The organism is Acidiferrobacter sp. SPIII_3, assembly GCF_003184265.1.
In the GTDB taxonomy this organism is placed as follows: Bacteria; Pseudomonadota; Gammaproteobacteria; order Acidiferrobacterales; family Acidiferrobacteraceae; genus Acidiferrobacter.
This window is the reverse complement of sequence record NZ_CP027663.1, coordinates 2,078,672-2,105,261: the sequence shown is the minus strand read 5'-3', so window position 1 is coordinate 2,105,261 and position 26,590 is coordinate 2,078,672. Positions and strand designations below refer to the sequence as shown.

Annotated in this window: 23 protein-coding genes and 2 pseudogenes; 17 read left to right on the top strand and 8 right to left on the bottom strand. The window is 61.8% G+C overall.

All coding sequences use genetic code 11. The features are described 5' to 3' along the window. Positions 1-25: 25 nt before the first annotated feature. The 4 genes from dnaX to recR are packed head-to-tail and all read left to right on the top strand — an operon-like array spanning position 26 to position 2,622. Positions 26-898, top strand: a complete 873-nt coding sequence (gene dnaX / locus C4901_RS18095; RefSeq protein WP_205735946.1) for a DNA polymerase III subunit gamma/tau — start codon at positions 26-28, stop codon at positions 896-898. Further along, positions 882-1,703, top strand: coding sequence for a DNA polymerase III subunit gamma/tau C-terminal domain-containing protein (locus C4901_RS18090; protein WP_205735945.1), 822 nt, complete (start codon positions 882-884; stop codon positions 1,701-1,703). The genes dnaX and C4901_RS18090 overlap by 17 nt, the downstream gene beginning before the upstream one ends. Further along, on the top strand, positions 1,700-2,020 hold the full coding sequence (locus C4901_RS10595; RefSeq protein WP_110137301.1) for a YbaB/EbfC family nucleoid-associated protein: 321 nt from the start codon (positions 1,700-1,702) through the stop codon (positions 2,018-2,020). Before C4901_RS18090 ends, C4901_RS10595 begins: the two co-directional genes overlap by 4 nt. Positions 2,021-2,022: 2 nt before the next feature. After that, positions 2,023-2,622 (top strand): recombination mediator RecR, encoded by a 600-nt coding sequence (gene recR, locus C4901_RS10590; RefSeq protein ID WP_110137300.1) that lies wholly within the window; start codon positions 2,023-2,025, stop codon positions 2,620-2,622. A 7-nt stretch (positions 2,623-2,629) separates the two neighbouring features. Here the strand turns inward: recR and C4901_RS10585 are convergent, their stop codons facing one another. After that, positions 2,630-2,962, bottom strand: coding sequence for a 4a-hydroxytetrahydrobiopterin dehydratase (locus tag C4901_RS10585; protein WP_110137299.1), 333 nt, complete (start codon positions 2,960-2,962; stop codon positions 2,630-2,632). Between the two features lie 286 nt (positions 2,963-3,248). Between C4901_RS10585 and orn the strand changes: the two genes are divergently transcribed. The 9 genes and pseudogenes from orn (at position 3,249) to C4901_RS17715 (ending at position 14,433) form a co-directional block, all read left to right on the top strand. Further along, on the top strand, positions 3,249-3,806 hold the full coding sequence (gene orn / locus C4901_RS10580) for an oligoribonuclease (protein ID WP_065968782.1): 558 nt from the start codon (positions 3,249-3,251) through the stop codon (positions 3,804-3,806). Between the two features lie 121 nt (positions 3,807-3,927). Beyond that, positions 3,928-5,196: an NAD(P)H-hydrate dehydratase gene (locus C4901_RS10575; RefSeq protein WP_168185674.1), complete on the top strand. Its 1,269-nt coding sequence runs from the start codon at positions 3,928-3,930 to the stop codon at positions 5,194-5,196. Beyond that, positions 5,190-5,642 carry a tRNA (adenosine(37)-N6)-threonylcarbamoyltransferase complex ATPase subunit type 1 TsaE gene (gene tsaE, locus C4901_RS10570; protein ID WP_110137297.1) on the top strand — a complete coding sequence of 151 codons (453 nt, stop codon included), beginning with the start codon at positions 5,190-5,192 and terminating at the stop codon, positions 5,640-5,642. The genes C4901_RS10575 and tsaE (C4901_RS10570) overlap by 7 nt, the downstream gene beginning before the upstream one ends. 576 nt (positions 5,643-6,218) lie before the next feature. Then, a complete protein-coding gene (gene tsaE / locus C4901_RS10565) occupies positions 6,219-6,656 on the top strand; it encodes a tRNA (adenosine(37)-N6)-threonylcarbamoyltransferase complex ATPase subunit type 1 TsaE (protein ID WP_110137296.1) in 438 nt (145 codons plus the stop codon). A gap of 4 nt (positions 6,657-6,660) precedes the next feature. After that, entirely contained in the window at positions 6,661-8,013 is a 1,353-nt protein-coding gene (locus C4901_RS10560; protein ID WP_110137295.1) for an N-acetylmuramoyl-L-alanine amidase, read from the top strand. 126 nt (positions 8,014-8,139) lie between these two features. Next, entirely contained in the window at positions 8,140-9,510 is a 1,371-nt protein-coding gene (locus C4901_RS10555) for an APC family permease (protein ID WP_110137294.1), read from the top strand. A 2,437-nt stretch (positions 9,511-11,947) separates the two neighbouring features. Further along, positions 11,948-12,211 (top strand): annotated as a pseudogene (locus C4901_RS19415) (hypothetical protein); the annotation flags it as partial. A gap of 79 nt (positions 12,212-12,290) precedes the next feature. Then, a complete protein-coding gene (locus C4901_RS18595; RefSeq protein WP_240611750.1) occupies positions 12,291-13,019 on the top strand; it encodes a hypothetical protein in 729 nt (242 codons plus the stop codon). A 427-nt stretch (positions 13,020-13,446) separates the two neighbouring features. Then, a complete protein-coding gene (locus C4901_RS17715; protein ID WP_370445909.1) occupies positions 13,447-14,433 on the top strand; it encodes a TonB-dependent receptor domain-containing protein in 987 nt (328 codons plus the stop codon). An 872-nt stretch (positions 14,434-15,305) separates the two neighbouring features. Here C4901_RS17715 and C4901_RS10540 read toward each other — a convergent pair. The 5 genes and pseudogenes from C4901_RS10540 to C4901_RS10515 all read right to left on the bottom strand — a co-directional run bounded on the left by C4901_RS10540 (position 15,306) and on the right by C4901_RS10515 (position 21,244). After that, a pseudogene (locus C4901_RS10540) lies at positions 15,306-16,106 on the bottom strand (ATP-binding protein). A gap of 40 nt (positions 16,107-16,146) precedes the next feature. Beyond that, entirely contained in the window at positions 16,147-17,547 is a 1,401-nt protein-coding gene (gene istA, locus C4901_RS10535; protein WP_110137292.1) for an IS21 family transposase, read from the bottom strand. Next, positions 17,544-18,443: a ParB N-terminal domain-containing protein gene (locus C4901_RS10530; protein ID WP_110137291.1), complete on the bottom strand. Its 900-nt coding sequence runs from the start codon at positions 18,441-18,443 to the stop codon at positions 17,544-17,546. Before C4901_RS10530 ends, istA begins: the two co-directional genes overlap by 4 nt. 730 nt (positions 18,444-19,173) lie before the next feature. Further along, positions 19,174-19,821 (bottom strand): hypothetical protein, encoded by a 648-nt coding sequence (locus C4901_RS10520; RefSeq protein WP_110137289.1) that lies wholly within the window; start codon positions 19,819-19,821, stop codon positions 19,174-19,176. 136 nt (positions 19,822-19,957) lie between these two features. Next, a complete protein-coding gene (locus tag C4901_RS10515) occupies positions 19,958-21,244 on the bottom strand; it encodes an ISL3 family transposase (protein WP_110137247.1) in 1,287 nt (428 codons plus the stop codon). A gap of 29 nt (positions 21,245-21,273) precedes the next feature. On the opposite strand from C4901_RS10515, the gene C4901_RS10510 reads away from it, so the two are divergent. The 4 genes from C4901_RS10510 (at position 21,274) to C4901_RS10495 (ending at position 23,055) form a co-directional block, all read left to right on the top strand. Continuing rightward, the gene (locus C4901_RS10510; RefSeq protein WP_110136613.1) at positions 21,274-21,546 is read left to right on the top strand and encodes a hypothetical protein; all 273 of its coding nucleotides are present in this window, start codon (positions 21,274-21,276) and stop codon (positions 21,544-21,546) included. A 72-nt stretch (positions 21,547-21,618) separates the two neighbouring features. Next, positions 21,619-21,921 (top strand): DUF6788 family protein, encoded by a 303-nt coding sequence (locus C4901_RS17305; protein WP_145960696.1) that lies wholly within the window; start codon positions 21,619-21,621, stop codon positions 21,919-21,921. A gap of 25 nt (positions 21,922-21,946) precedes the next feature. After that, complete coding sequence (locus C4901_RS10500) at positions 21,947-22,246, top strand: ABC-2 family transporter protein (protein ID WP_110137287.1); 300 nt, start codon at positions 21,947-21,949, stop codon at positions 22,244-22,246. Between the two features lie 2 nt (positions 22,247-22,248). After that, positions 22,249-23,055 carry an ABC transporter permease gene (locus tag C4901_RS10495; protein WP_110137286.1) on the top strand — a complete coding sequence of 269 codons (807 nt, stop codon included), beginning with the start codon at positions 22,249-22,251 and terminating at the stop codon, positions 23,053-23,055. Between the two features lie 49 nt (positions 23,056-23,104). On the opposite strand, the gene glnD is transcribed toward C4901_RS10495, so the two are convergent. After that, complete coding sequence (gene glnD, locus C4901_RS10490) at positions 23,105-25,753, bottom strand: [protein-PII] uridylyltransferase (RefSeq protein ID WP_110137285.1); 2,649 nt, start codon at positions 25,751-25,753, stop codon at positions 23,105-23,107. A gap of 10 nt (positions 25,754-25,763) precedes the next feature. Beyond that, the gene (map, locus tag C4901_RS10485; RefSeq protein WP_110137284.1) at positions 25,764-26,531 is read right to left on the bottom strand and encodes a type I methionyl aminopeptidase; all 768 of its coding nucleotides are present in this window, start codon (positions 26,529-26,531) and stop codon (positions 25,764-25,766) included. Positions 26,532-26,590 lie beyond the last annotated feature (59 nt).

The window sequence follows — 26,590 nt, the reverse complement described above, 5'->3', positions numbered from 1 at the left end:
ACCCCTATTGGCTGCGAGGACCCTCATGAGTTATCTGGTGCTGGCGCGGAAATGGCGTCCGCGCACATTCCCAGAGCTTTTGGGTCAGGACTCCGTGGTCCGCGCGTTGCGCTTTGCCTTGAGCGAGGGGCGTGTTCACCATGCCTATCTTTTCAGCGGCATCCGCGGTGTGGGCAAGACCACTGTGGCGCGTCTCCTTGCCAAGGCCTTGAACTGTGAGCAGGGGATGGGGCCCGACCCGTGCGGAAAGTGTTCGGCGTGCCAGGAGATAGACGCCGGGCGATTCGCCGATCTCATCGAGGTCGACGCGGCCTCGCGCACCAAGGTCGACGATACCCGCGAGCTTCTCGATAATGTGCAGTACGCACCGACCCGCGGGCGCTACAAGGTGTACCTCGTCGATGAGGTCCACATGCTCTCGACCCATAGCTTCAATGCCCTCCTGAAGACCCTGGAGGAGCCCCCGCCACACGTCAAATTCATTCTCGCCACCACCGATCCGCAGAAACTCCCGGTCACGGTCCTGTCGCGTTGCCAGAAATTCGCCCTGCGACGCCTTACCGATACCCAGATTCGCGACCATATGGCGGCGATCCTGCGTGAAGAGGGTCTGGAGTACGATGATGAGGCCCTGGTGGCGCTTTCGCGCGCCGCCGAAGGCAGTGTTCGTGATGCCTTGAGTCTGCTGGACCAGGCGATCGCTGCGGGGGGCGGGGCGGTGCGTGCCGGGGCGGTGCGCGACATGCTCGGGGCGGTGGCTCCGGACCTTGTGCACCGGATGATCGTGGCGCTCGTTGACGGCGATGGCGCGACACTACTGGCGGCCATCGATGAGGCCTATTCGCTAGGTGTGGCGCCGGAGGCGTTTTTGGGCGCACATCGTGCGTGCTTGGCATGACATCGCGGTCGCGCAGGTGCTGAGCGCGGAATCGGCGGATGCGTGGACGCAGGGGATGGCGCAACGGTTGCCCCCCGAGGCGGTGCAGCTTTATTACGAGATTGGATGCTTGGGGCGCCGTCAGATGGGTGTGGCCCCCGATCCCGAGACCGGGCTGCGCATGACGGCCTTGCGAATGTTGGCGTTCCGACCGGTCAACGATGCGTCGAGCAAGCCGCAGATTGCGGGGCCTGGCAGTGTGCCGCACGATATGCGCGGGCGTGGCGGTCGGGAGGGCGACGCGACGTCAGCGGGCCAATCGCCAGCAAGTCCCAACGCAAGGGGCGGCCCGATTGACGCTGGCGGTGATCCCGCAGACCCGAGGCCCGCAGACCCGAGGCCGTCCCAGGTCGTGGTTGCAGAGAGCGCGCCAGCCCCAGGGGCTTCGGTTCTGGAACGGCTTGGTCTGGCCGGGCTTATGAAGCATATTGCCATGAATGCCGTGCTGGATAAGAGTGGCGACCGGGCGGTGGTAACCGTGGATCCGGAGGCCGGCAAGCTCCTGAACAAAGAGCGGATCGATATGTTAAAGGAGGCGCTTTGCGCCTATTATAAAGACCCTATCACCTTGGAGGTGGTGGTGGCCCCTGTGACCGGCACGCCGACCCATCTACGGCGCGAGGCTGAAGAGGCCGCGCAGCGTCGGGCGCGCGAGGCGCTCGCCGCTGATCCAGGGGTAGCGGCCCTAAAGCGGACGTTCAATGCCCGTGTGAACGAGGGTTCCATGCGACCGCGCAATGGCACATCAGAGGAGCGAGAGACATGAAGGGTGGTATGGGACAGCTCATGAAGCAGGCGCAGGCGATGCAGGAGAACCTGCGCAAGGCGCAGTCGGAACTTGCCACGCTTGAGGTGGAAGGGCAGGCGGGTGGTGGGCTCGTCAAGGTGACGATGACCTGCCGCAATGATGTGCGCAAGGTGCGTCTGGATGAGTCCCTCCTGAAGGAGGATCGTGAGGTCGTGGAGGACCTTGTGGCGGCGGCCATGAATGATGCCGTACGCAAGGCTGAACAGATGAGCCAGGAGCGGCTTTCTGGCCTTACCGCCGGCCTCAACATTCCCGGTCTAAACCTCCCGTTCTGATTTTGAGCAACGATACCAAGGCGCTGGAGGATCTGAAGCGCGCCCTACGTCGCCTGCCTGGCATAGGCACCAAGTCCGCGCAACGCATGGCATTCCACTTGCTGGGACGCGACCGGAGTGCGGCTCGTGACATCGCCGAGGCCTTGTTGCGCGCCGTCGATCGTATCGGCCATTGCCAGCGGTGCAACAATTTTAGTGAAACCGAGATCTGCGCCATTTGCCGCTCGCCGCGGCGCGACAGCGGACTTCTGTGTGTCGTCGAGTCGCCGGCAGATCTCGTGTCCCTGGAACAGTCCGGGGCCTTTGGTGGAACGTATTTCGTATTGATGGGGCGGCTGTCGCCTCTCGACGGCATTGGACCGGAGGAGCTGGGTCTGCCCAAGCTCGAGGCCTTGCTGGAGGGGGGCGTGGTGCGCGAGGTCATCCTCGCCACCAACGCCACAGTCGAGGGCGAGGCCACCGCCCACTACATCGGAGAGCTGGCGCGGCGGCGCAATCTGCTTGCGACCCGTATCGCCTGCGGAGTACCGATCGGAGGTGAGCTCGAGTACATCGATCGCGGCACGCTCGCTCGCGCATTCTCGGGGCGCCGCGAGGCGTAGGGGCGTTTTAGATTTCCAGGGCGTCGATTTTCGCGGCGCATATGAAGTCGTTGTCGCTCAACCCGCCGATGGCATGTGTCTGATAGCGCACGACACACTCCTTGTATCCCACGCGCAAGTCCGGGTGATGGTCCTCGCGATTGGCGATATAGGCGATCGCGTTGACAAAGGCCATCGTTTCGTAGAAGTTCGCGAAGCGGAAAGTGCGGAATAATGCCGGCCCTGTTTCCTCGAGTGTCCATTTGGGGATCTGGGTCATGAGTTCTCGGGCCTGCGAAAGACTCATGGGTTCCACGCCCCCCTCGCACGGGCGGCAGGACTTCTGGCGCAATTCTGTCATCGTCACTCCTTGCACGGATATGGTGCCTTGTGTGGATACGCCGAGCCCGGGAGTCGGCGCCGGGACGCGATCTCAGGGTCGGGGAGAAGAGTCTACGCGCGACGCCTGACCCCGACTGCATGTGAGTCTCACGATACACCCTTGGCGCTTTATGTGCGATCGGGCGAGAGGCCTTGCGAGATCCCGGCCGCGACATTCCGTGGGCGCGACGGGCGCCTTATGCTAGAGTATCGGCTGATTATGACTGCAGTGCTATTTTTCCATGTGACAGGGAGCGGAGAACAGCATGGCGCAAGACCCGAACGCGCTTGTCTGGATCGATCTGGAAATGACCGGACTGCGTCCGGATACCGACGCCATTATCGAGATTGCCACTGTGGTGACCGACAGCGATCTCAATATCGTGGGCGAGGGCCCGGTGCTCGCCATTCATCAGCCTGAATCCATTCTTCAGGGCATGGATGACTGGAACCGGCGTACTCACGGGCACTCTGGACTTATTGAGCGGATCCGCGCAACGACCATGGACGCGGCTGAGGCCGAGCGCCGAACGCTGGCCTTTCTCGAGCCGTTGGTGCCCAAGAACCGCTCGCCCTTGTGCGGTAACAGCATCTGTCAGGACCGGCGTTTCCTGGCGCGCCTTATGCCGACTCTGGAATCCTATGTGCATTACCGGAACCTGGATGTAAGCAGTGTCAAGGAATTGGTGCGGCGCTGGCGCCCGGAATTGTGCGCGGGTTTCGTCAAACAGAATACCCATCGGGCCCTGGACGACATTCTCGAGTCGATAGCTGAGCTACGGTATTACCGTCAGCATCTCTTTCCGACCCATGGTGGCGTCTAAGTCCCCATCGCAGCCGGTTTATGCACCCGCACCCGGCGCCCTTTGGGCGGGCGAGTCGCAGGGGGCCGGGGTGGTGGCGGAGACCATAGATCACCGCATGGCCGCAGGAGTGATGCAGGTTGTGACGCGAAGCCTTCCGCGGCTTGCGCGGCTTGCAATGCTCGTCGGGGCCGGAGGCAACGGGCGCCAGGCGCTGGCGCTCGCCGAACGCTATAAAAAGACCGGGGTCGGAGTGACGCTCGTGCGCCCGGGTGACGCCGTCGATGCCGAGGAACTGCATGCCCATGATGCACTGATCGACGGGCTGATAGGGACCGGTCTGCACGGTCCTTTGTCCGCCACCTACCGCGATCTCGTCGGGCGTGCGCAGGCCAGCCGCCGTCCCATTATCGCGCTGGATGGCCCGACCGGACTCGATCTTCGCACCGGCTGTCCCCAACCCGATGGGTTGCGCGCGGACTACACGGTGTTTTGCGGGGGGGCCAAAATTGGGGCCCTGACCGGCGCGGGCCGCGCATTGTGCGGCGAGACGACCAGTATCGATGTCGGGCAGCCTTATCCGGCTGGATATCTGCGGGCCCTGATACCCAACGATGCCGATCTTTGCGCCCTGCTTCCGCCGCGACGAACCGACATGCACAAGGGGGATGCCGGTACACTCGTGATTGCCGGAGGCGGTCTGGGGATGCCAGGGGCTGTGCGGCTTGCCGCCGTTGCCGCTTATCGCGTCGGGGCGGGACTGGTGGTGGCGGGCGTCCATGAACGTAATGCCGAGGTTCTGGCGGCGGCATTTCCCGAATGCATCGCCTTTGCGGCCTCTTCCGCGGAGCTCCCGTGGGGGCGGGCGCAGGCGCTCCTGGTCGGTTCCGGGCTTGGCCGTGGAGATTGGGCGCAAGACGTGTGGCAGCGAGCGCGAACTCTGGGGCGGCCCATGGTTGTGGATGGCGATGGCCTCTATTGGTTGGCGCATGCGCCCGAGTCGCGCTCCGACTGGGTCTTGACCCCGCACGGGGGCGAGGCGGCCCGCCTGCTTGGGGTCACGAGCGCGGACGTGGCAGCCGATCGGCCGGGGGCGGCCGTGGAACTGCAGCGCCGTTATGGTGGGGTGTGTGTTCTGAAGGGCGCGGGGACCTTGGTGGCAGGCGACGATATCCTATGGTTGTGTCCGTTCGGAAACCCCGGGATGGCGACTGCCGGCATGGGTGACGTCTTGGCGGGGACAGTTGCCGGCCTCATGGCCCAGGGCCTCTCGAACCTCGCGGCCGCGCGCCTCGGGACCTTCGTGCATGCACGAGCCGGTGACCTTGCGGCGATGGGCGGACCACCGCGCGGCCTTTTGGCTTCTGATGTGGCTGCACAGCTGCGTGCTGCGGTGGCGGCCCTGTGTTGATCTTGTCGCTGCCCGATGTGTCTCAGACGATACGTCTCGGGCGGGCGTTCGCGCGCATCCTGCGTGCCGGCGATCAGGTCGTTTTGCGCGGTGAGCTCGGCTGTGGCAAAACGACATTGGCGGGTGCGATCATACAGGCGCTCGGTGCCCCCGGGCCGGTGAAAAGTCCTACTTACACACTGGTTGAAGAGTACGACTTGGGGGGATTGCGGGTCGTGCATGCCGATCTCTATCGGCTGCGCGTGCCGGCGGAATTGGAGACGCTCGGTTGGTGGGATTATCAGGATGGTCGCACGCTCATGCTCGTGGAGTGGCCCGAGCGCGCGCATGGTCTTTTGCGCGCCGATATTGACGTTTGGCTCACTGTCACCGATCATGCAAGACAGGCCCATCTGCAGGGGATGTCACCACGGGGGGATGAGACAGCAAGGGGATGCCGGTTGTGATTGGGAGCGGTCTGGGGCATTGTTGCCGCCGGCCGCATCCGTCGGGGCGGCTTGGTGCGCGTCCATGACGTATCGAGGTCTCGCGCATTTCCCGAATGTGCCTTTGGCCTCTTCCGCGATCCGGGCGGGCGCGGCGCTCCTGGTGGTTCCGGGCGGCCGTGGAGATTGGCCAAGACGTGTCCGAGGAATCTGGGGCGCCCATGGTTGGTGCGATGGTATTGGTTCGCATGCGCCCTCGCCTCACTTCTTGCCCGCACGGGGGCGAGGCGGCCCGCTTTGGGGTCACGCGCGGACGGCACCGTGGCCGGCCCGTGGAACTGCCGCCGTTTGGTGGGGTGTGCTGAAGGGCGCGGGACCTGGTGGAGGCACGATACCGGGGCCTTCGGAAACGATCACTGCGGATGACGTCTGGCGGGGACTTGCGGCCTCATGCCAGGGCCTCTCGAACCTCGCGGCCGCGCGCCTCGGGACCTTCGTGCATGCACGAGCCGGTGACCTTGCGGCGATGGGCGGACCACCGCGCGGCCTTTTGGCTTCTGATGTGGCTGCACAGCTGCGTGCTGCGGTGGCGGCCCTGTGTTGATCTTGTCGCTGCCCGATGTGTCTCAGACGATACGTCTCGGGCGGGCGTTCGCGCGCATCCTGCGTGCCGGCGATCAGGTCGTTTTGCGCGGTGAGCTCGGCTGTGGCAAAACGACATTGGCGGGTGCGATCATACAGGCGCTCGGTGCCCCCGGGCCGGTGAAAAGTCCTACTTACACACTGGTTTACGACTTGGGGGGATTGCGGGTCGTGCATGCCGATCTCTATCGGCTGCGCGTGCCGGCGGAATTGGAGACGCTCGGTTGGTGGGATTATCAGGATGGTCGCACGCTCATGCTCGTGGAGTGGCCCGAGCGCGCGCATGGTCTTTTGCGCGCCGATATTGACGTTTGGCTCACTGTCACCGATCATGCAAGACAGGCCCATCTGCAGGGGATGTCACCACGGGGGATGAGGTGGTGGACAGTCTAAGGTTGTGAAGCCGCGTTGGTGGATTATAGGAGTAGCGGGATTTTTCTGGGGCATTGTTGCCGCCCAGGCCGCAATCCGTATCGGTCGGCCATTGGTGCGCGTCGATCCGCACGCCCTTATCGTGCGCCTCTCGCGCAACAGACATGTGGTTTGGCGATCTTTTTCCTTGAACGATCCGGCGCGTATCGTCGTCGACCTGCATGGTGTGATACTGCCGGGCGGCCGCGCACTTTGGCCAGAGCACGCCGCTCCTTTAAAGGATATCCGTGCGTTTACGCATCGCAATGGTATGGTGCGGCTGGTATTTGATCTCATCCGCAAGGCGCCCTACGCCATCAATTCTTTGCCGGGCGGACTGACGCTGTCGCTGGCCACGGGCGGTGCACCACTTTCGGTGCCCCCGGCCCACCCCGCCGCGGGGACCCCGGCACCTGTGGATCCGGCCCCTGCGCATCCTGCCGCCGCGCATTTGGCTCCCGTATCGGCGCCCAGCGCCCCCCCGGACATCGTGATCGCCGTGGATCCTGGTCACGGAGGCATCGATACCGGGGCCTGCGGAATCGATCATATCTGCGAAAAGAACGTCGTACTGCGCATCGGCCGCGATCTCGCGGCCCTGATCGATGCCACCCCGGGTTTTCATGCGTTCATGACGCGTACGGGCAATTATTATGTGCCGCTACGCGAGCGCGTGACGCTGGCCCAGGAGCATCATGCAGCGGCCTTCATATCGATCCATGCGAACGCCTTGCCGGAGCCGGAAGGTCTGGATGTGCGCGGTGCCGAGGTCTTCATGCTGTCCCAGCATGGCGTGAGCCGCGAGGCCCGATGGCTTGCGCATAGTGAAAACGCGGCCGACCGGGGTGGTGGTCCGCACTTTGGCACCGGCGGAGGGTTTCTGCATAACATCCTTCTCAATATGACCCAGAATGGCACGCGGCGGGCAAGTTACGATCTCGCGAAGGACGTTTTGCACGCGCTGCATACCATAGGGCCTGTGCATGTCGACCATGTCGAGAAGGCGAATTTCATGGTCTTGCTGTCTCCGACGATACCATCGATCTTGATCGAGACCGCCTTTATCTCGAACCCCCACGAGGCACTGCGCCTGAATAGCCCCGCGTACGATGAGCAGATCGCGCACGCCATATGGGAGGGGATCATGCGTGACGCCCCGCGCTTGCGGGCACGGCTCGGTATGGCACCCGGTCCGCGCCTTTATATTGTGCGCGAGGGGGAGACCTTATCAGGCATCGCCCAACGCTTCCATGTGTCGATCGCCGCTCTGCGCGCCGCTAATGGTCTGCACGGGGGGATACTGCAGGCCGGGGCGTCGCTGCGAATCCCCTCGGGATAGGGCGGCCGTGAATCCAAGCAATTGCGCACATCGAGATCAAGGGCGGACGTTTTGAGGAGTTGGTTTCGTACCAAGGATATCGGAGGGCCGCGTGCTGATACGGGATTACGCCGCTGCCTGACCACGATGGACCTCATATTCCTCGGGATAGGCGGCATCATAGGGGCGGGGATTTTCGTGTTGACCGGCGTGGCCGCGGCGCGAGACGCCGGTCCCGCCATTGTTCTGTCGTTTCTGATCTCGGGTCTTGCATGCGCCTTTACGGCACTGTCCTATGCCGAGCTCGCCGCAGCCGTCGGCGGGAGCGGGAGTGCCTATGGCTACGCCTACGCAGGCCTGGGTGAGATTGTGGCCTGGACGGTGGGATGGGATCTCGTTTTAGAATACGGAGTCGCGACGGCAGCGGTGGCCATTGGCTGGTCCGGCTACGTCAGGAACGCGCTGGCATCCGTAGGTATCCATTTGCCGCTCGCTTATACCAAGGTCAATATTTATGCCGTGGCGGCCTGGGGGCTTGGCCTGTTTCACCGCCCGGTCCCGGCCGTGATCGCCGCGCATGCCGCCGCCGGGGGCTTTATGAACGCGCCGGCCGCCGCCATCATTTTGGTGCTGAGCCTGGTGCTCGCCGCGGGTGTACGCCAGAGCGTGGCCTTGAATGGCCTCATGGTCATCGTGAAGCTCGCTGTGATCGGGCTTTTCATCGCGGTCGCGGCATTCCATGTCACGCCCGGTAACTGGCATCCCTTTATGCCATTTGGATGGCCGGGGGTCATGCGCGGGGCGGCACTGATCTTCTTTGCTTATATCGGTTTCGATGCCGTATCAACCGCCGCCGAGGAGACGCGCGACCCGCAGCATTCGTTACCCATTGGTATCATCGTCTCGCTGCTCGCTTGTACCGTGATCTATATCCTGGTGTCGGGACTTCTGACGAGCATCGTGCCGTATTTCACGCTCGATACGGCATCCCCCGTCGCGCAGTCGATGTTGGATCTCAATCATCCGCTGGTGGCCCTTTTGATCGGCGTAGGCGCGATCGTGGGTCTAACGAGCGTCATGCTGGTACTGTTTTATGGCCTTACGCGGATTTTTCTTGCCATGGCGCGTGACGGTCTGTTGCCGCCGTCGTTCGCCGCCGTCCATACCCGCACGCAAACACCTGTGCGCGTCATTCTGATCTGCGGCGTCCTCATGGCGTTAATCGCGGGACTCACGCCCATCGCCTATGTCGCCGAACTTGTGAATATCGGCACTTTGTCGGCGTTCACCATCGTATGCGCGGGCGTTCTCGTACTGCGCTACACGAGGCCCGACCTCCCACGTCCGTTTCGTGTCCCGGGCAGCCCCGTGGTCCCGCTGCTCGGCATGGGTTTTTGCATCTACCTCATGATGAGCTTGCCGCTCGTGACCTGGATACGATTCGTGGTGTGGTTTGTAATCGGCCTCGGGATTTACATCGCCTACGGTCGTTCCCATAGCCAGCTCGCCGTGAAGTAAGAGGGGGAGGGTCGTATCGTGCGGGATAAGCGGTTTCACGACGACGGATGGCGCACCGGGTTCGATATCGACGGAACCGTCTTAATCGAACTGGCGTTCGATCAGTAGCCTTGTGGACCTGCGGAGTGTGGCCGCAACGGCGGTGAAGGCGCGGTCTTGTCCGAGAGCAAGGAACCAGCGGGCTCGATACGAAGCACGAACTGCGGCCATATGGCGCCTTCGACGGCGCCGTACCCGCCTGATGGCAGCATATTATCGATCTCGCCTTCGCATTACAGGACAATGGGACCGGCCGCACGCCCGAGACTTGCGTTGGCGAACCAGCCACTGACCGCACCGATTCCGATCGCTGTGGTGTGCCCCGCTTCTCTCCTTGGAAAAAGCCTGCACGTCGTGTGATCACCCATACGAGTTGACCGGTAATGGAGTCGCCTGACGCCACGGCCGCCAGGTTTGTGCGGCTATCGTATTGGCCCTCGACCTCGGCGGTGAGATGGGCTGCCGAGACCGTTGCACGGCAAGGGCCGCGAAGGTGGATCGTTAAGACCGGCGCCAACGGTGCTGGAAAGGGCGTGGGGGAAGGATTCCGGGCCAGCAAATCGAGTTCGACCCTGAAGGTCTGGTTCAAGGCGATATCCGCCTCCGCAGTCACCGCCTGCGTACCTTGCGAGGTGAGATAGAGGACATTCTCAAGCCACGGCTCTTCGACGGCGAGCGCGGACCACAGGCATCGCTTCGCAGTCGGCGTCCGCCGGGAAAGAGAGGGCGAGGACTAGGGGTGCGAGGTATGGAGAGGATCGGCATCGCATAAAAAGCAGGTCTCCCGCTTATGTGCGAATGAGTCGCGTTTATATAATGACGCTGATGACCAAGGAGGCTTGCTGAACGGCTCTTTCGGGGAGGTCGGGCGGGTGTATGGGAGGGGGCATCGGCGCCCCCAACCATGGACGGCGTAGCGGCACATTTGGCGCAGCTTTCCGGATCTTCGGGGCGGGCAACACCAGGCTCGGGCGTGAATGGTGAAGTAAAAGGCCCCGTCTGCGTCGGTAATTGTCATCTCTATCGCGGAGGCGTTGATCTTGGCGCCGTTTGCGCCCGCATGATCGAGCTACACGAGCCCGGCCTTCTGGTAGGTCTCAGTATTTGCGCGAACAACCTTCTCCACGGGAGAGCCGGTGAGGCGGCTCTTGCGAAAACCGCCGATCGCGTGAAGGTCTGATTGATTGGACGCGACGACACCAAGGAAGCCACCCTGTTCAAGGCAGACTTTGGTGATCCTCGGGAGGAATTACGGTCTCTGGTTATATTGCCTAAAAAGTTTCGATTAGCCACGCCAACTACGCGCACTTTGTGCAGAAGAGACCATTGCTCAAAAAATGCGCAGTCAGTTGTCGTGGGGTGATATGGCGGATCGCCGCGCCACCGGGTGTGCATTCCGAGGATGACCGCCCGGTTTGAGCTTCCGAGACACGCCATCCCGGATGATATGGGCTAGGTGGCCGTCTGGGACGAAGTATGGCACCTATGGCGAAAGTCCTATCATCTAATCGAGATCCCGTCATAGAGGTCGAGGCAACGTTCCCTCCAAATATAGCCGCGATCCGGGAAGGCGTTTTAGCACATAAAGATAACGGGTTTACGGGAATTACAAAAAGAGAATATCCGATCAAGATCCAGGTAGGCCCATGGATCTTGATCGGCAGATCTGCATGGTACATCCAGATGATGGCGTGCCGACACCTCGATTATGAGAAAAATCCGTATTGGTTCCCCCGAGGTACGCGCCAGAGAGGCCCTTTCTCTGGATTCAGAGGAACGGGATACGGTTAGGTAGCGCATCATCAATATTTTCCGAGATTTTGGGAATATTGGGGGCTTCATGCATATGAAGACTCGGCTACGGTCGGCGCGTCGGTTGTGCTCCACAAAGGACAGGGGGGAGGAGTGCGCTCAAGGTCGCATCTCGGTCCCGAGATCTGTTTCCCCGGTGTTGTGAGTACTCCGATATGTCACATCCAATTAACAGCACTGCAACATGGCGTTTGGATAATTGCCGAGTCCCGGAAAGGCTGAGTCTGTAAGGGGCGCCAAAGGTAGTGCTAAAGGATGGCGGATTGGCGCAAGGACGCGCATCTCTTTTTCGTTTCGGAAAAAAAGGGTGGAGCGCGGGTCATGAAAGAACAATCGAATTGCGGACGGCGTCGTTTTTGTGGATATGAGCCGCGGAAGACGGCTTTGGCGATTTCTGTTGGGCTCAGTCTGGCAGGCATGCCTATTATTGGCTATGCCATGGACAACCCTTCTGCCTCGACGGCCGCGGAGTCAGCGACGTCAAGGGCATCAAGCGCCACTATCAATATCGGGGAAGTCAGCGCCCACAAAAAGCCCTCAAGTGTAGCCAAGGCCCACGCCCCCTTGAAGGCCCCCTACACCGAGCATGCCATCGGGGCACAGGCCATCCGCCATGCCTCGCCGGCGCAGAACGCGCAGACGATCCTCGCGCGCAAGCCGTCGATCCAAGGCCCACGCCCCCTTGAAGGCCCCCTACACCGAGCATGCCATCGGGGCACAGGCCATCCGCCATGCCTCGCCGGCGCAGAACGCGCAGACGATCCTCGCGCGCAAGCCGTCGATCAACGCCTTCAGCACCGGTCCCAATGGGGTGCGCAGTACGATCACCTTCCGCTCCTTTACGAGCGGCCAGTTCACCGAGACCTTCGATGGCATCCCCTTGAACGACATGTTCAATGGCGGTACAACCAACAGCGCCTCGCAATGGGGTGCGCAGTACGATCACCTTCCGCTCCTTTACGAGCGGCCAGTTCACCGAGACCTTCGATGGCATCCCCTTGAACGACATGTTCAATGGCGGTACAACCAACAGCGCCTCGCTGCGGAATAATATCCCCTTGACGCTCGCCGACACCGCCGGCATCCAGATCTACAACGGCATCAACAACCCGGCGGTCAACGGCTACAACTCGCTTGGGGGCACCATCAACTACAAGCCCCTGCAGCCGGCCCGACGCATGGGCGGGGCGGTGGAGGTGGGCTACGGGAGCTTTGATACCGCAAACTGGGGGGCGGTCTTCAACACCGGCTCGCTCGGTGGCTTCCGGTCGGTGTTCAGTTTCCATCGCCAGACGAGCCGCGGGTGGGTCAAGAACTCCGCCGATCAGAACAATAACTTCTACTACGCTGGCGTCATGCCCTATGACGGCGGGCGCTCGCGGATCTCCACCTACCTGATCGTGAACCACAATACCGGCTACACGCCGCACAGCGTCCCCGAGCCGCTCGTAAACCGGTACGGCATCTCTTATAACTGGCCCTTAAACTACGATCAGACCAACAACAAGGATACCGAGATCACGGCCATCATCGATGACAAGAGCCTCATAAACCGCTGGCTCGCGACCGACTCCAAGATCTTCTATCAGAGCGACAACTACCAGCGTACCTCCTACAGCAACCCGGCGTTCCGCCAGAGCGCAAGCCAGCCCTACTAGCCCTACTACCTCCCGAACCAGGGCACGGGGTATAATTTCTGGAGTTCCTACCCCAGTCCCCCGACCTATAACCCGGCGGCCATCTTCGGGTCAGTACGCAACGGTACGGACTATCAGCTCTACCAGGACACCTCGAGCGATCTGGGCTACAGCCCGAGCGTCACGATTTTAGCCCCGCACAATACCGTGACCGTGGGCGGCAATGTCACCTACGGCCTCCTGCGCTCCGCGGAATACTGGTACGGGTCAGCGCCGGTACCGCAGACCCCGGGCTACAACAACGCCTGGTACGAGCACGACGAGCGCCTATTGGCGTCGGCCTATGCGCAAGACGATGTGGGCCTCTTCGACCACACCGTGCATATCACCCCGGGCGTCAAGTTCCTCGATGCCTATACCATCAGCTCGGGAGCACGACGAGCGCCTATTGGCGTCGGCCTATGCGCAAGACGATGTGGGCCTCTTCGACCACACCGTGCATATCACCCCGGGCGTCAAGTTCCTCGATGCCTATACCATCAGCTCGGATGCCATCGGCATCTATTACCCGATCGGCGGGACGGTGGCCAACAACCAGCACTTCGTCTCGCCCACCCTGGGGATCAACTACGCGCCGCTGCCGGGATTCAGCGTCTATGCCTCGTGGGGGCGGAACATCAAGTTCCCCAACATCGGCGCCTATTACAGCAACATCGCCGAGACCAACGCCGCCGGGCAGTATGTGGTCGTGCCGGTCTCGATCAAGCCCGAATACGTCACCGACTATGAGCTCGGGACGCGCTACCGGCACGCGGGCTTTCTGGGGAGCGTCGATGCCTATCGCGAGTACTTCACCAACACCTTCGTGAATGTCACCAACCCCACGACCGCGCTCAGTACCACCACCAACGGCGGGCGCTCGCGCTATCAGGGCATCGAGCTCACCCTGGAGCAGCACTTCGGGCACATCCTCGTCGGCCGCTGGCTCGGTTATGCCAACTACTCCTACAACCAGGCGGTGTTCACTTCATCCTTTCACTCCACCTACGCCGGCCAGGTCTCGGCCGGCCAGCCGCTCGCCAACGTCCCAAAGAACATGGTGAACGTGGGGCTGGGCTGGCGCCTGGGTGGCATCGACGCGCGCATCGGCGCCAAATACGTGGGCCCGCAGTATGTGAACCAGCAGTTCGCGGGGGTCCCGGGGGGCCTCAAGATCCCCGGCTACACGGTCACCAACATCGGCCTGTTCGATACCATCCCGCTCCACGAGGTCGACGTCAAAAGCGTGAAGCTCGCCTTGAACATCGACAATGTCTTCAACCACCATTATGTCGTGGCCGCCACCAGCAACTCCGACTACTATGGGAACCCCTATCTGTCGGTGTTCGAGGGCATGCCGTTTTCGGTGTATGGGAGTGCCACGCTGACGTTCTAGGAACCACCATTATGTCGTGGCCGCCACCAGCAACTCCGACTACTATGGGAACCCCTATCTGTCGGTGTTCGAGGGCATGCCGTTTTCGGTGTATGGGAGTGCCACGCTGACGTTCTAGGGCTTGTAGGGTTACACGGGAACCTGCCCCAGGCCGCTGTTTGAGTGCCGGGGCGGGAGGCGGGATACTTGGGTGGGTCATTACCAAGTGCCGGTGGGATCGACGCGGCCCGCATGAATGGTCTCGCGAGCTATACACCCGCGCTTCTTCGTGGCGCGCAACGATCCGAGGGATGCCTCCCCCCTTCGCGTATCGAGCATTGGAAAGAGAGGTTCGTTGCGATTCGCGTCGCGGGCAAGAGGAGGCTCGATCAAGATGCGCCCCCTCAGTCGTTCATTTTAGGTGCCTATCTTCATCATCATTGGGCGGATTCCCGAAACGGCTCATGAGGTGCGTCGATGTCGCATTGCTGTGCGGCCCCACTTTGGCCGGCGCGCACAATCTTGCCGAGACCGTTGCACGACAATGGCCGCGAAGGCGGATCTTCAGACCGGCGCCAGCGGTGCTGGAAAGGGCGTGGGAGGCAGGATTCCAGCCCGGCAAATCGAGTTTGACCCCGAAGGTCTGGTTCAAGCCTCAACGCTCACCAAAATGAATCCGTTTTTGCTCAATAAAGCGGACCCAGAGAGTGCGCATGAGTGTGTGCGGTGGGCGCGATATTGCGGGTGTTGGGTGGGTGTGGTAGCGGGTATTCTTGTGTGAAGACGCAGAGATATTCACGACGTGGTCCGCTCGCTCGTCAGGCACTGCCATAAATAGGCCGTGTTCGGGGTGCGCGGTGTGGCAGTGGTGAGGGAGGCCCGCGGTACGAGAACTAGGGGGCGGGAACGGATCCGCGTCGAGAGGATTTGGGGGCTCGGTCGGCAGAAACCGATGCGGGTCGTTCAGGAGTGCGCAGGGAGGGGCCATCGATGCGGATGGTAATGCAGCGATGCTGGAGGCGGTCGAGCAAGGCGTCGACGAGCGCTTTATTGGCGAACAACTCGTACCAGTCAGACGGGCGGTCGAGCAAGGCGTCGACGAGCGCTTTATTGGCGAACAACTCGTACCAGTCAGACGGCTCTCAATTCGTTGTGATGATAGTCGATACGCGGCCATAACGCTGGTCCATCAGCCGGAAGAAGGCATTCGACTGTTCGGGTTTCAGGGTCAGGTAGCCCAGTTCGTCGATCAGCATGGGCTGAGAGCGGGCCAGTTGCGCGAGGAGCTTCGGAGTCGAACGATCAGCGAGCGAGGCGTAGAGTTCGTCGAGCAGCACCTGGGCATTGTAGAAGCGGCCCGCGTGCCCGTTGAGGCAGGCCTCGCGCAACAGAGCGATGGCAATGCCGGTCTTGCCCGTACCGGGTGGTCCGATAAGCAGGATATTCTCGTTACGGTGCAGGAAGTCGAGCCCGGCCAGGGCGCGGATCTGACTCCGATCCACACCGGGTTGACGATCAAAAGGGAACGAGTCGAGAGTCCAGCGCCACGGCAGTTTCGCCTGCGTGAGGCGGTAGGCTAAGCGCTTTTCTCGGCGGTGGGCTTCTTCCTCGGCCAGCAATCGCCAGAGAACTTCTGCAGGGGGCGAGCCTTCGTGCTCGGCACGATCCAGTTCCGCATTCAGGGCCGCATCCATGCCGCGAAGACGGAGTTCGGCGAGCCGTTCGTGGATCTGATCACGCATCGTCGTAGGAATCGCCGTTCAGGGCAAAAAACTCGCCAGCCACTTGGTGCAAGATGAGTTTCTCCAGTCGCCCCAGGTCATACAGACCGAAGTGGGCGGCCTGCCGCACAGCGGCCAAGAAGGGCTCTCGGGGGTAAGTGCGCTGGAGCGTCAGCAGCCGTTGCAAGGCGCGCACCCCGCGGCCGCGGCCGCGTTGCTTGAGGGCGCGCGCATAGGCTCCCAGTTCCGGATTGTCGCGCCAGAGTGGTCCTTCTATGTCCGGCATGCGGCTTACGCGAATAGGGATGGGATGATGCGTCGGATCCGTGCTGCGGGCCTGGCGTTGACCGATGAGTCGGGAATGGATCGCTACCGCTGTGCCCCGATGGTGGATGTGGACCTGGGCGGGATATTTGTAGAGGGTTACGGTCTGGCCCACGAGACGCTCGGGGACCGAGTAGCGGTTCGATTCGAGCGAGACATACCCGCTCAGGTCCACCACCCGATCGCAGACCTCATAGATCGGTGGCAGCGCGATGGGCAGGGGTTGCAAGGTTGGCTTCTCGATCACATAGGCGGCCTCGGGCGACATCCCCAGAACCCGCTTCGGGTTGGCATTGGCCACCTCCCGGCACCAGGCGAACGCTTGGCGGTTCAGGTCGTCGAAATCGGTGAAGCGGCGGCCAGGCAGGAAGTTGGTCTCAATAAAAAAGAACGTTCTCTCGATCCGTCCCTTCCGATCTGGATGCCCGACCCGGTGCGCGCGGAAGGCAAACCCCAGTGTGCGCGCAAAAGCGGCCATCTCGGGGGCCATGATGGCGTCTGCACCAGCGCCGGAGGCGAGCATCACGCTCGTGTTGTCGATCAGGCAGATCGGGCAAACCCCCTCCATGAAACGCGCGGCGTCAAGCAGGAACTGCTTGGCTTCGAAGCGGCTATAGCGGGGGTAATATTGAACGAACAGACGGCGCGAGTAGGCCAATACGAGCCCTGCGCACTGGGCGGTTACGGTCTTGTCACCCAGGGTCACGCGGTGAGGCGAGGTGTCATGTTGCATTTCCTCGCCCGGGCCGAAGGTGTATTCCCCCGCGCGCACGGGCGGCGTGCGTAGCCCCGCTTCCCGGACCCAACGCGTCAACGTGCTATACGTGCTATAAGAGATCGTGAGATCGTACTCAGCGGCAAGTAGTTGCTGAACGCGCACCACGTTGCCTTGGGCGCGCGCGAAGGCGGATTGCAAATAGGTGCGGGTCACACCGAGCTTCTGCCGTTCCTTCTCCCCCTCTGCCAGCGGGGCGCGCAGTATCCGGCGAACGGTATTGCGCGATAGCTTCAGCAGCCGACTGATTTCGCGTCGGCTCTGGCCTTGGGCTTGCAGGGTGCGGACGGCATCACGGATCTGGCTGGGGGTCATGGGTCGAGACTCCTGGCTAGGTCGGCCTGCAGGGTATTGAGGGCGATGCGCAGGCCTCTCAGAGCCTTCTGTAAGGGCTCGGGGAACACGGGCGGGTCTCCTATTGACCAGCACGGGCGCAGTCGCTTGATCAAAGCGAGCAGTTGCCGGACATCGGCTAGGCACTGCCCTTCCGGGCCTTCGCGCACACCCGCATCGGCACGCTGCTCGTCGCGAGCGTGCAGGCTTTGAATGAAGAGGCGCGGGTGAGACACCATGTGCTCACGGGCGGCCCGCGGGGCCGTCCGATAATGTTGGAACCAAGTCTGAAGGTCCCGGCTGGACAAGAGGGTCGAATCGAGCGCGCTCAACAATTGAGTCGCATGGTCGGTGTTGGCGCGCGCCAACGGCGCCAACACCCGCGTAGCCGCCCAGGTGGATACCGTACCCTTGCGTACCGCATCCAGCAGTCCGTCGGGCAGACCGCAGACGAGCGCCAGCCGTCGGCTGACCCAACTCACATCGCGACCACTGCGGCGCGCCACCTCGCGCTCGCTCAGACCCTGGCCGTGCACGAGTTCTCGCAGCAGCAACGCTTCTTCGAGGGCCGCTAACGGTCGACCGTGAACACGCGCGAGCACGGTCAGCAAGGCTTGGGCGAGATCGCACGCCCAGGATTCCACACACGCGGTGTCACGCCCGAGTCGGCGCAGGGCCAGGATGCGCCGGTAACCGTCGATGAGGATCAGGCGGTCGCCGCTCTCGTCGCGCACCACGATGCATGGCAGGAGTTGGCCGCTCTGCTCAATCGACCGGGCCAGCACCTCAACCGCCCGCGGTTCCTGCAGGCGGGCGTCGAGAAACCGCAGGTCAAGGCGGTGGAGATCGACTTCCAGTACGGGGGCGACGGTATCCATGACGAAAACGGTACCCGCCTAGCCCGCGAATGCCTATCACGTCCTCTCTTTGCAAGATCGCGATGAAGACGACCAAAAATCTCTAACCCCTTGACAATACGGTCAATTCCACCGTGCACGCGTCACTCTTTGCAAGATCGTTGCCTGGGGCAGGAGAAAGCCGGTAACGACCGGAAACAACAGGGATATTGGCCGTTGACACGCCCATCTTTGCAAGACGGCGACTCTGGTCGCGGCGGGCCTGTTTATCGCGATTATCGCGGGTATAGGCGTCATGGGTCTTTCGGTAAGTCCGCCAATAGTCCGGATGGCGGTCCCGCCAAGCCTCTTGGGCGCGCGCCTGGTTCTCACGATAATCGGGGTCGGTGCGACGCTTGGCACTTTGCCAGCGCTTGCGCCGTATGCACTGACAGGCCGGTGCCGAACAATAGCGTTGGGCGCGGACTTGTGGACGCACCCGAAAGGACCGCCTGCAGGCGGCCGGTGCGACGCTTGGCACTTTGCCAGCGCTTGCGCCGTATGCACTGACAGGCCGGTGCCGAACAATAGCGTTGGGCGCGGACTTGTGGACGCACCCGAAAGGACCGCCTGCAGGCGGCGCATCGTGCCGTGGGCATTGTGGCTTTCCCCCCTATCGCCAGGAATCCTGGCAGAGAGGATGCCGCAACCAGGGGCGGGTCAATGCACGACGAGCAGGAATGCCGTAGGACCCGAAGGAAATCCGGGATGACTAGCGCATGCCGTCAACGGCCGTGGGCGGGTCCGTTTGCGTGAGCAGGGGTGGGTTCATTCGCGTAAGCGTCAAGGGCACCTGCCGCTGGCACACCCCGACCAATGTCAACAGGAGCGCCACCAGTTTATCGAGGAGCGTGCTGGCATCGCGGTTGGAGAACACCAATCCCTCATGGATCCGCGACACCAGCGGCACGGCAGCCACCTGTCCGGCCGCGCACTGCACCAGCAGGGAAATGGCCTGCATCGAGTGCCCCATGATGTAGGTAGGCTTAGTGTTACCGGCAGATTGTTGATGCAGCAGCTTCACGCCCGGCATCTTGCGACCCTCCTTGGGTGCTTTTATCCCGTCGGCGAGGAAGACCAGGCGCGAGTTCACCTCAAATGGACGAAACAGCCTCAAGCATAGGCGTAGCCAGCAAGCCGTCAGTGTTTCGAGATGGAGTCCTGCGCTGTGGAAGAAATGCAGGAAGCGGTGATAAGCCTTGCCGGAGAAATCGAGCGCTCGCACGAAGCTGGTAACGCCGGCATTGTCCGCGCGGCAGCACAGACCTGCCAGAGTCAGTAGCATCCAGAAGAATGTGCGGGTACGGGAACACGCTGGACGCAGTTCGCGCACGGCTGCCAGCCAATAATTCCAAAGCATAGATTCTCCACAAAGTGGCGCGCAATGTCCGCTAGCATTATGATGCTACCGGACGCAATATGCTATACTTCAGGGACCGAAACAGAGATCTATTTCATCATGGCCACGAACCGCGAAACGACACTAGAGAGGTTCCTCAGCAGAATCTGTGGGTGAGCTCCGGCTCTGGTAGTGCGCCAAGCTTATGATAAAGCATGATCTTTATAGCTTTTGGGGTGCGAAATCCATAGGATGTCCTGATACTCGCTTTGAGTTTGTTGTTTAGGCCTTCGACGGCACCAAGAGAGACCTCATCGCGGGCCGCGAACCAGTTCAAGATGAGCGGCTTGTGTACACGGATCATGCGCGCAATCTTCTTCATCGGTTCCAGGCGTGAGCGCATCACCTTCTTGCACCATTGGTCCATGAATTTTTCGGCCCATGCCGGCGAGACGTACTCCCAAAACATCTGGAACTCCTCCTTGAGCAGATAAGCTCGTATGGATTTCAGGTTGTACGAGAGCAGATCCTTCAGTTTGATCGCCTGGTTCTCGGTTAAATTCTCAGGGCGCTTTAAGAGGCACCAGCGCGAGCGCGTGAGGATCACCTTCGTCCCGGGGGTGAGGCGTTTCAGGGCGCGGGTTTCTTGCGCGCGCACCTCATCGATCGCCTTGTTCATCTTGGCGGCAATATGATAGCGATCCAGGATGTTCAGGGCATTGGGGGCATGCCGCGCGATGACGTTCAGATAGGGCTTCCACATGTCCGAGCAGACGAACTCTATAAGCGCGCTGCGTTCCTTGCCAAACCAGACGAAGAACTGACGCAGGCTCTTCTCTTGGCGATCCTCGACGACAAATAAAAGCCGCTTCATGCCCTCGTTGATCTGATACACGAGCGTGAGGAACTTGCCCTTCTTCCAGTAGATCTCGTCTACGCCGAGGGCCGAGATGCCGGTGAGATCCAGGCGCTCGCGGCCCCAGATCACCGCCATCTCCACCGAGCGGAAAACGCTTTCCCAGCTGGTCTGAAAGCGCCGGGAGACCACCTGCCAGCTCAGCAGTTTGGCCCAGCTGGCGAGGAACCAGGCGAAGCTTTGCGTGACCGGGCGTTTACCCAAGGCCCATGGCAGATACTCGACGTGAATGCCGCATGCGTCGCACGCCAACCGCCGGGGCGCGTACAGGAACCAGGTCGGCATGCCCCACAGCGGCACGAACTGAAAGCGCCGCTCGGGAAGGGTGTCGTAGCCCGGTGCGGGCTGCTGGCACTGCGAGCAGTGGCCCTGCCGGCTTTCATGCGCGCGCAGGCCGATCTCGATGGTCGGCATGGCCGCTAAGCCCCTTCCGCGGGCCTTGCTGGCCGGGCGAATACGACTCCACTCATAGACAAAGCCCTTCATCGGTTCCACACGGTTCAAGAGCGTCTTCAAGGCGAGGTGCATAGATCATCCCGTTCTGAGAAACTGGGAGTATGCGGAACTGGTTCACCCGGCTCAAGCGCCACGATCCCCACGCCGCCCCGCGTCTCTGCGAGCGGTGTGCAAGCCCTTCGCTCAAACGCCAGATCGCGACCTACCCGGTCGATCTGACGGGCCGACTCGCCGGCCGCCGTGTCGATGTCTACCGCGTGGAACTCGATCGCTGCCGGCAGTGCGGCCACCTCATGCCGACCCCCGAGGGACAAGCCAAGGTGAAACGGTGCGTCAAGGTCGGACGAAAACTCTTCCTCAAAAGCCTCGATTAGCCACGCCGACTACCCACACTTTGTGCGGAAGAGCCACTAGAGAAACAGATAGAGAAAACCAAGAAGGCGTTGGTGGCGCTGGGAGATATGCGCCCAGGCAGTCTGTCAAAACAGTACAACGTATGTGGCAAACCGGGATGCAGCTGCAAGGCAGACCCGCCTAAAAAACACGGTCCCTACTACCAGGTGAGCTACACGCGCAAGGGAAAGAGCAGCAGTAAGTTCGTCAAAAAAGAAGATTTGCCTGAAGTGCGAAAGCAGATCAAGAATTACGAGAAGATGAAGCTACTGGCGGACCGCTGGATTGATTTGGCGACGGAATTATCCAATCTCAGGGTCGCCAAAGAAAAAGCTAAAATCACAGCGAGAACTTAGCACTGTCTAGTTGATTAGTTACCTCATGGCAGCCGTGTCCTTTTGGACGGAAAACATCGTGGGCCTCGTGTGGTTGAGGGGCGCCGTCACCGATATTCTATCGGGGGCCGTGGTGCCGCTTGCCTTGTTGCCGTCACCGCTTGCGGTGGTGGCGCATCTCTCGCCGTTTCAGACGATCGTGTATATCCCGCTGTCCCTATACCTTGGGCGCGCATCGGCCCTGCCGGAACTTGGCATACAGCTCGTTTGGGTCATCGTGTTGTGGTTTCTGGCAAGGGCCGTGTGGGCTTCTGGTCTACGACGTCTCACGGTCCTCGGAGGGTGATCATGGGTGCGACAAGACGCTGGGTGTCCTTATACGGCAGGCTCATTTATCTGCACATGCGTTCACAGTTCGAGTTTCCGTGGGATTTCTGGATTGGAATCCTCGGTTCTTGTCTGAAGCAAGCCACGGGTTTGATATTTCTGGGTGCCGTCTTTGCCCATATCCCCGCTATTTCCGGGTGGAACCGCTGGCAGGTGGCGTTTCTGTTTGCCATGATCCTGATACCCCAAGGTGTCGCAGATATTGCTGCGGCAGGCCCGTGGACCCTGCGGACGCTCGTGAGTCAAGGCACCTTTGATCGCATTCTGCTGAGTCCGGCCCCGCCCTTATTCATGGTCCTTGCGAAGATATCGAATTTTCATCAGGGCGCAGCCACAAGCCTCCTCGGCATCGTGCTTATCGTGGCAAGCAGCGTCCATCTTCATCTGGTCTGGAATGCGGCTCGAATGGCGTATCTGGCGAGTACGCTATTATGCGGTGTGTTGATGGTGCTGGCAATCAATCTGGCCGCCAATAGCTATGTGTTCTGGGAGCCCACGCCGACCAGCGCGGTGCCGTTTTTCGTAAACAATTTGGCCGAGATCGCGAAGTTTCCCATGGATGCCTACGGCCGGGTCGCGCAGCTCGCCATGACCTACGTCGTGCCATTTGCCGCCGTCAGTTATTATCCCGGGCGTGTCCTGCTCCAGAAATCGCCACTCGATGTCGGGGCGATCGTCTTTACGCCGCTTGCAGCCCTTGGGGCGGGTCTCGCGGCCTATACCATCTGGAGCCTGGGCCTGCGGCGCTATCAGAGCGCGGGCCATTAGGAATGACGATTCGGTCGCGCCGGACTGGCCGTAGGTCGGCTTCAGATCGTTATCGTGGAATCGGGGCCGCCCCGTCCAGGCGCGCGCGAATGGCATCCGCGAGTTCCGTCAGGCGTTGCGAGGCGCCCCGGCCGAAGGGTTTACCGCGTTCGTCGGTGAGAAAGAACACATCTTCGGCGCGCTCCCCGAAGGTCGCCACCTTGGCGGTCACGATGCGCGTGCGGCCGGCAAGAAGCGCCAGGGCCAGTTGGTGAAGCAGTCCCGGACGGTCCTGAGCGATGACCTCCATGACTGTGAGCTGGCCATTGGCGGTCGACGAGAAGTGCACCTCGGTGGCGATCGGGAAATTTTTCAGGGCACGGGGCAGGGGGCGGACGGGGGTCTCGCGAAATCCGGCGGTAAGGTCGGTGCGTACCTGTTTGGTCATGTGCGACAACTCGCGGGCGTTCGGCGGCTTGCCGTCGGCGGTGAGCGCCACGAAACAGTCGAGGGCATAGCCCGAGGCCATATGGATGCGGGCATCGACGATCGAGAGATTGAGACGTTCCAAGCTGCCGGTGACTATAGCGAAAAGTTCGTCGCTCAAGGGGCTGAAGACGAGAAACTCGACTGCGGCGTGATCGGGACGCACGCGCGCCTCGATGACGGGCAGCGTCGCCGATCGGTGCCGGGCGATGGCGCAGGCGTGCCAGGCCAGGGCCCAGGCGTCGTGGCGCAGGAAGTAGTCTGCGTCCATGCGTGCCCAATGCTGCTCGATCGCCTCGCGAGGTGCGCAGTCCCCGATACGTTCCAGGGTCTCACGCCGCACGTCGGCAACACGCGCGTCGATGGCGATGGCCTCGCCTATGCCGCGCCGCAGGACGCGTGTCGCATCGCGATAGAGACCTGCGAGCAACTGTCCCTTCCAGTCGTTCCACACGCTCGGGCTGGTCCCGCGGATATCCGCCACGGTAAGCACATAGAGGTTGTCGAGATGCTCACGGTCGCCTACGAGCCGCGCAAAATCGGCGATGATCCCCGGATCCGAGATGTCGGTGTGTTGTGCGGTCCAGGACATGACGAGATGATGGCGCACGAGCCAGGCGACGAACTCGCTGTCATACTCACTCAGGCCGAGTCGCTGGCAGAAGCCGCGGGCCTCGGATTCACCGAGGCGGGAATGATCGCCGCCACGCCCTTTGGCGATGTCATGGAAGAGTGCTGCCAGATACAGGCGTTCGGGTTTGGCAAGCGCATGGCCGATCTCGCTTACTCCCGGCAGTTCGGCGTGATACTCAGGCTGCATAAGGCGCCGGACATTACGCAAGACGAACAGGCTGTGCTCGTCGACCGTGTAGACATGAAAGAGGTCGTGCTGCATCTGGCCCACGATCTTGCCGAAGGCCGGGATATAGGCGCCGAGGACGCCGTAGGCGTTCATGCGCCGCAAGGCCTTGGTGACGCCCGACGGTGCCCGCAAAATGGCGAGGAATGCCGATCGGGTGGCCGGGTCGTGACGGAAGGCCCCATCTATCAAGGATAGGTGCGCCCGCAACAGGCGGATGGTGGCGGCGCGCACACCCTGGAGCGCGGGGTGCTCCTGCAAAACCCGGAACAGGTCGAGGATGGCGCGCGGGTCTTCGGCGAAGACGTGCGCGTCGACGGCCTCCAGGAAGCCGTTGCGGGCCCGGAACCGGGGGCTTAGCGGCTTTATCACCGGCCGCCTTGGTGCGCGCAGGGTCTCGGCGAAGTGTTGTAGGAGGATTTCGTTCAGAAGCTGGACCTGCTTTACCGTGCGGTAATACCGCTTCATGAACTGTTCGACGGCAAGCCGCCCCGGGCGGTCCACATAACCCATCTTCTGGGCCAGGGTCCGCTGATGGTCGAAAAGCAGGCGATCCTCGCGCCGCCGCGCCAGGAGATGAAGGCCGTTGCGGATCTGCCAGAGAAAGTTCCGTGCGTCTATGAGCGTGTGGTATTCGCGCTCGTCCAGGAAGCCCACCTTGACGAGGTCATGGAGGTCGGCGGAACCGAAGTGGCGCTGGGTGATCCAGCCGATCGTATGGATGTCGCGCAGCCCCCCCGGGCCTTCCTTGACGTTCGGTTCCAGGTTGTAGCCGGTGTCGTCATAACGGGTGTGACGCGAGCGCTGCTCGGCGAGTTTGGCGTCAAAGAATCGCGCGCTGGACCATAGAGAAGGCGACGCGAGGTCGTGCGCGAGGCGCGCGAGCAGCGCCTCGTCGCCGGTCAACAGGCGCGCCTCCATGAGGTTGGTCATGACCGTGAGGTCGGAGCGCGCGACCCGCAGGCAGTCGTGATGCGATCGAACGCTGTGCCCCACGGTGAGTCCGATATCCCAGAGAAAGCGCAGGAAGGGTTCGGCGAAGGCCTGGGTATTGGCGTATCGAGGGCTGTCTTGGAGCAACAGCAGGTCGATATCGGAGGCGGGGTGGAGTTCGCCGCGTCCGTAGCCCCCAACCGCCACGAGCGCCACGGACACGGTATTCGGAAGCAAGGACTCGTGCCGGGCGTAGGCCTCGCGCAGGACATCATCAATCAGCGCCGTGCGTAGCTGAAGCGCCTGGATCCCGAGTCCCCGGCGCCGGCGCGGCAGTTCGGCGTCGTGCGTGGCCCGCAGGCGCGCATCACCGGCACGCAGCCTCTCGCGAAATCGCGTGATGTCCGGGTCTAGGATCGGCACCACGGCCTTGGTCGCCATGTGTGGCCCTTTAGATGGTCTCGTCGTGGCGCAGGGTCAGGACCTCGTATCCGGAGGGTGTCACCAACACCGTGTGTTCCCATTGGGCGGAGAGGCCGTGATCGCGGGTGACGACCGTCCAGTTGTCAGGCAGAAGCTTCACCCCGGCGGCGCGCTGATTGATCATGGGCTCTATCGTGAAGATCATGCCCGCCTCCAGCGTCACGCCGGTCCCGGGGCGCCCGTAATGCAGGACCTGCGGGTCCTCATGGAAGGCGCGGCCTATGCCGTGTCCGCAGTATTCGCGCACCACTGAGTAGTGCTGGCCTTCGGCGAAGGTCTGGATGGCGTGACCGATATCACCCAGATGGATGCCGGGGCGTACGAGTCGTATGCCACGCACCAGGCATTCATAGGTGACCTCGGTCAGGCGACGCGCGGCGATCGAGGGTTCTCCCACATAGAACATGCGACTCGTATCACCGTGATACTCGTCTTTGATCACGGTGATGTCGATATTGACGATGTCGCCGCGCTTCAATACACGGTCGCCGGGAATACCGTGACAGACCTGGTGATTGACCGAGGTGCAGATGGAGCGCGGAAAGCCTCGGTAATTGAGCGGCGCCGGGATCGCTTTTTGGGTGTACACGATATAGTCATGACAGATGCGGTCGAGCTCGCCTGTGGTGATGCCGGGGACCACATGAGGTGCGATCATCTCCAGGACATCGGCGGCAAGCCGCCCGGCGACGCGCATTTTGCGGATTTCGGCTTCGGTCTTGATCGTAATGGGCATCAGAAGTCTGGGGGGTCGACAATGAATGTCGGTGTATTGTCCGTTGTCCGCCGTCGGTA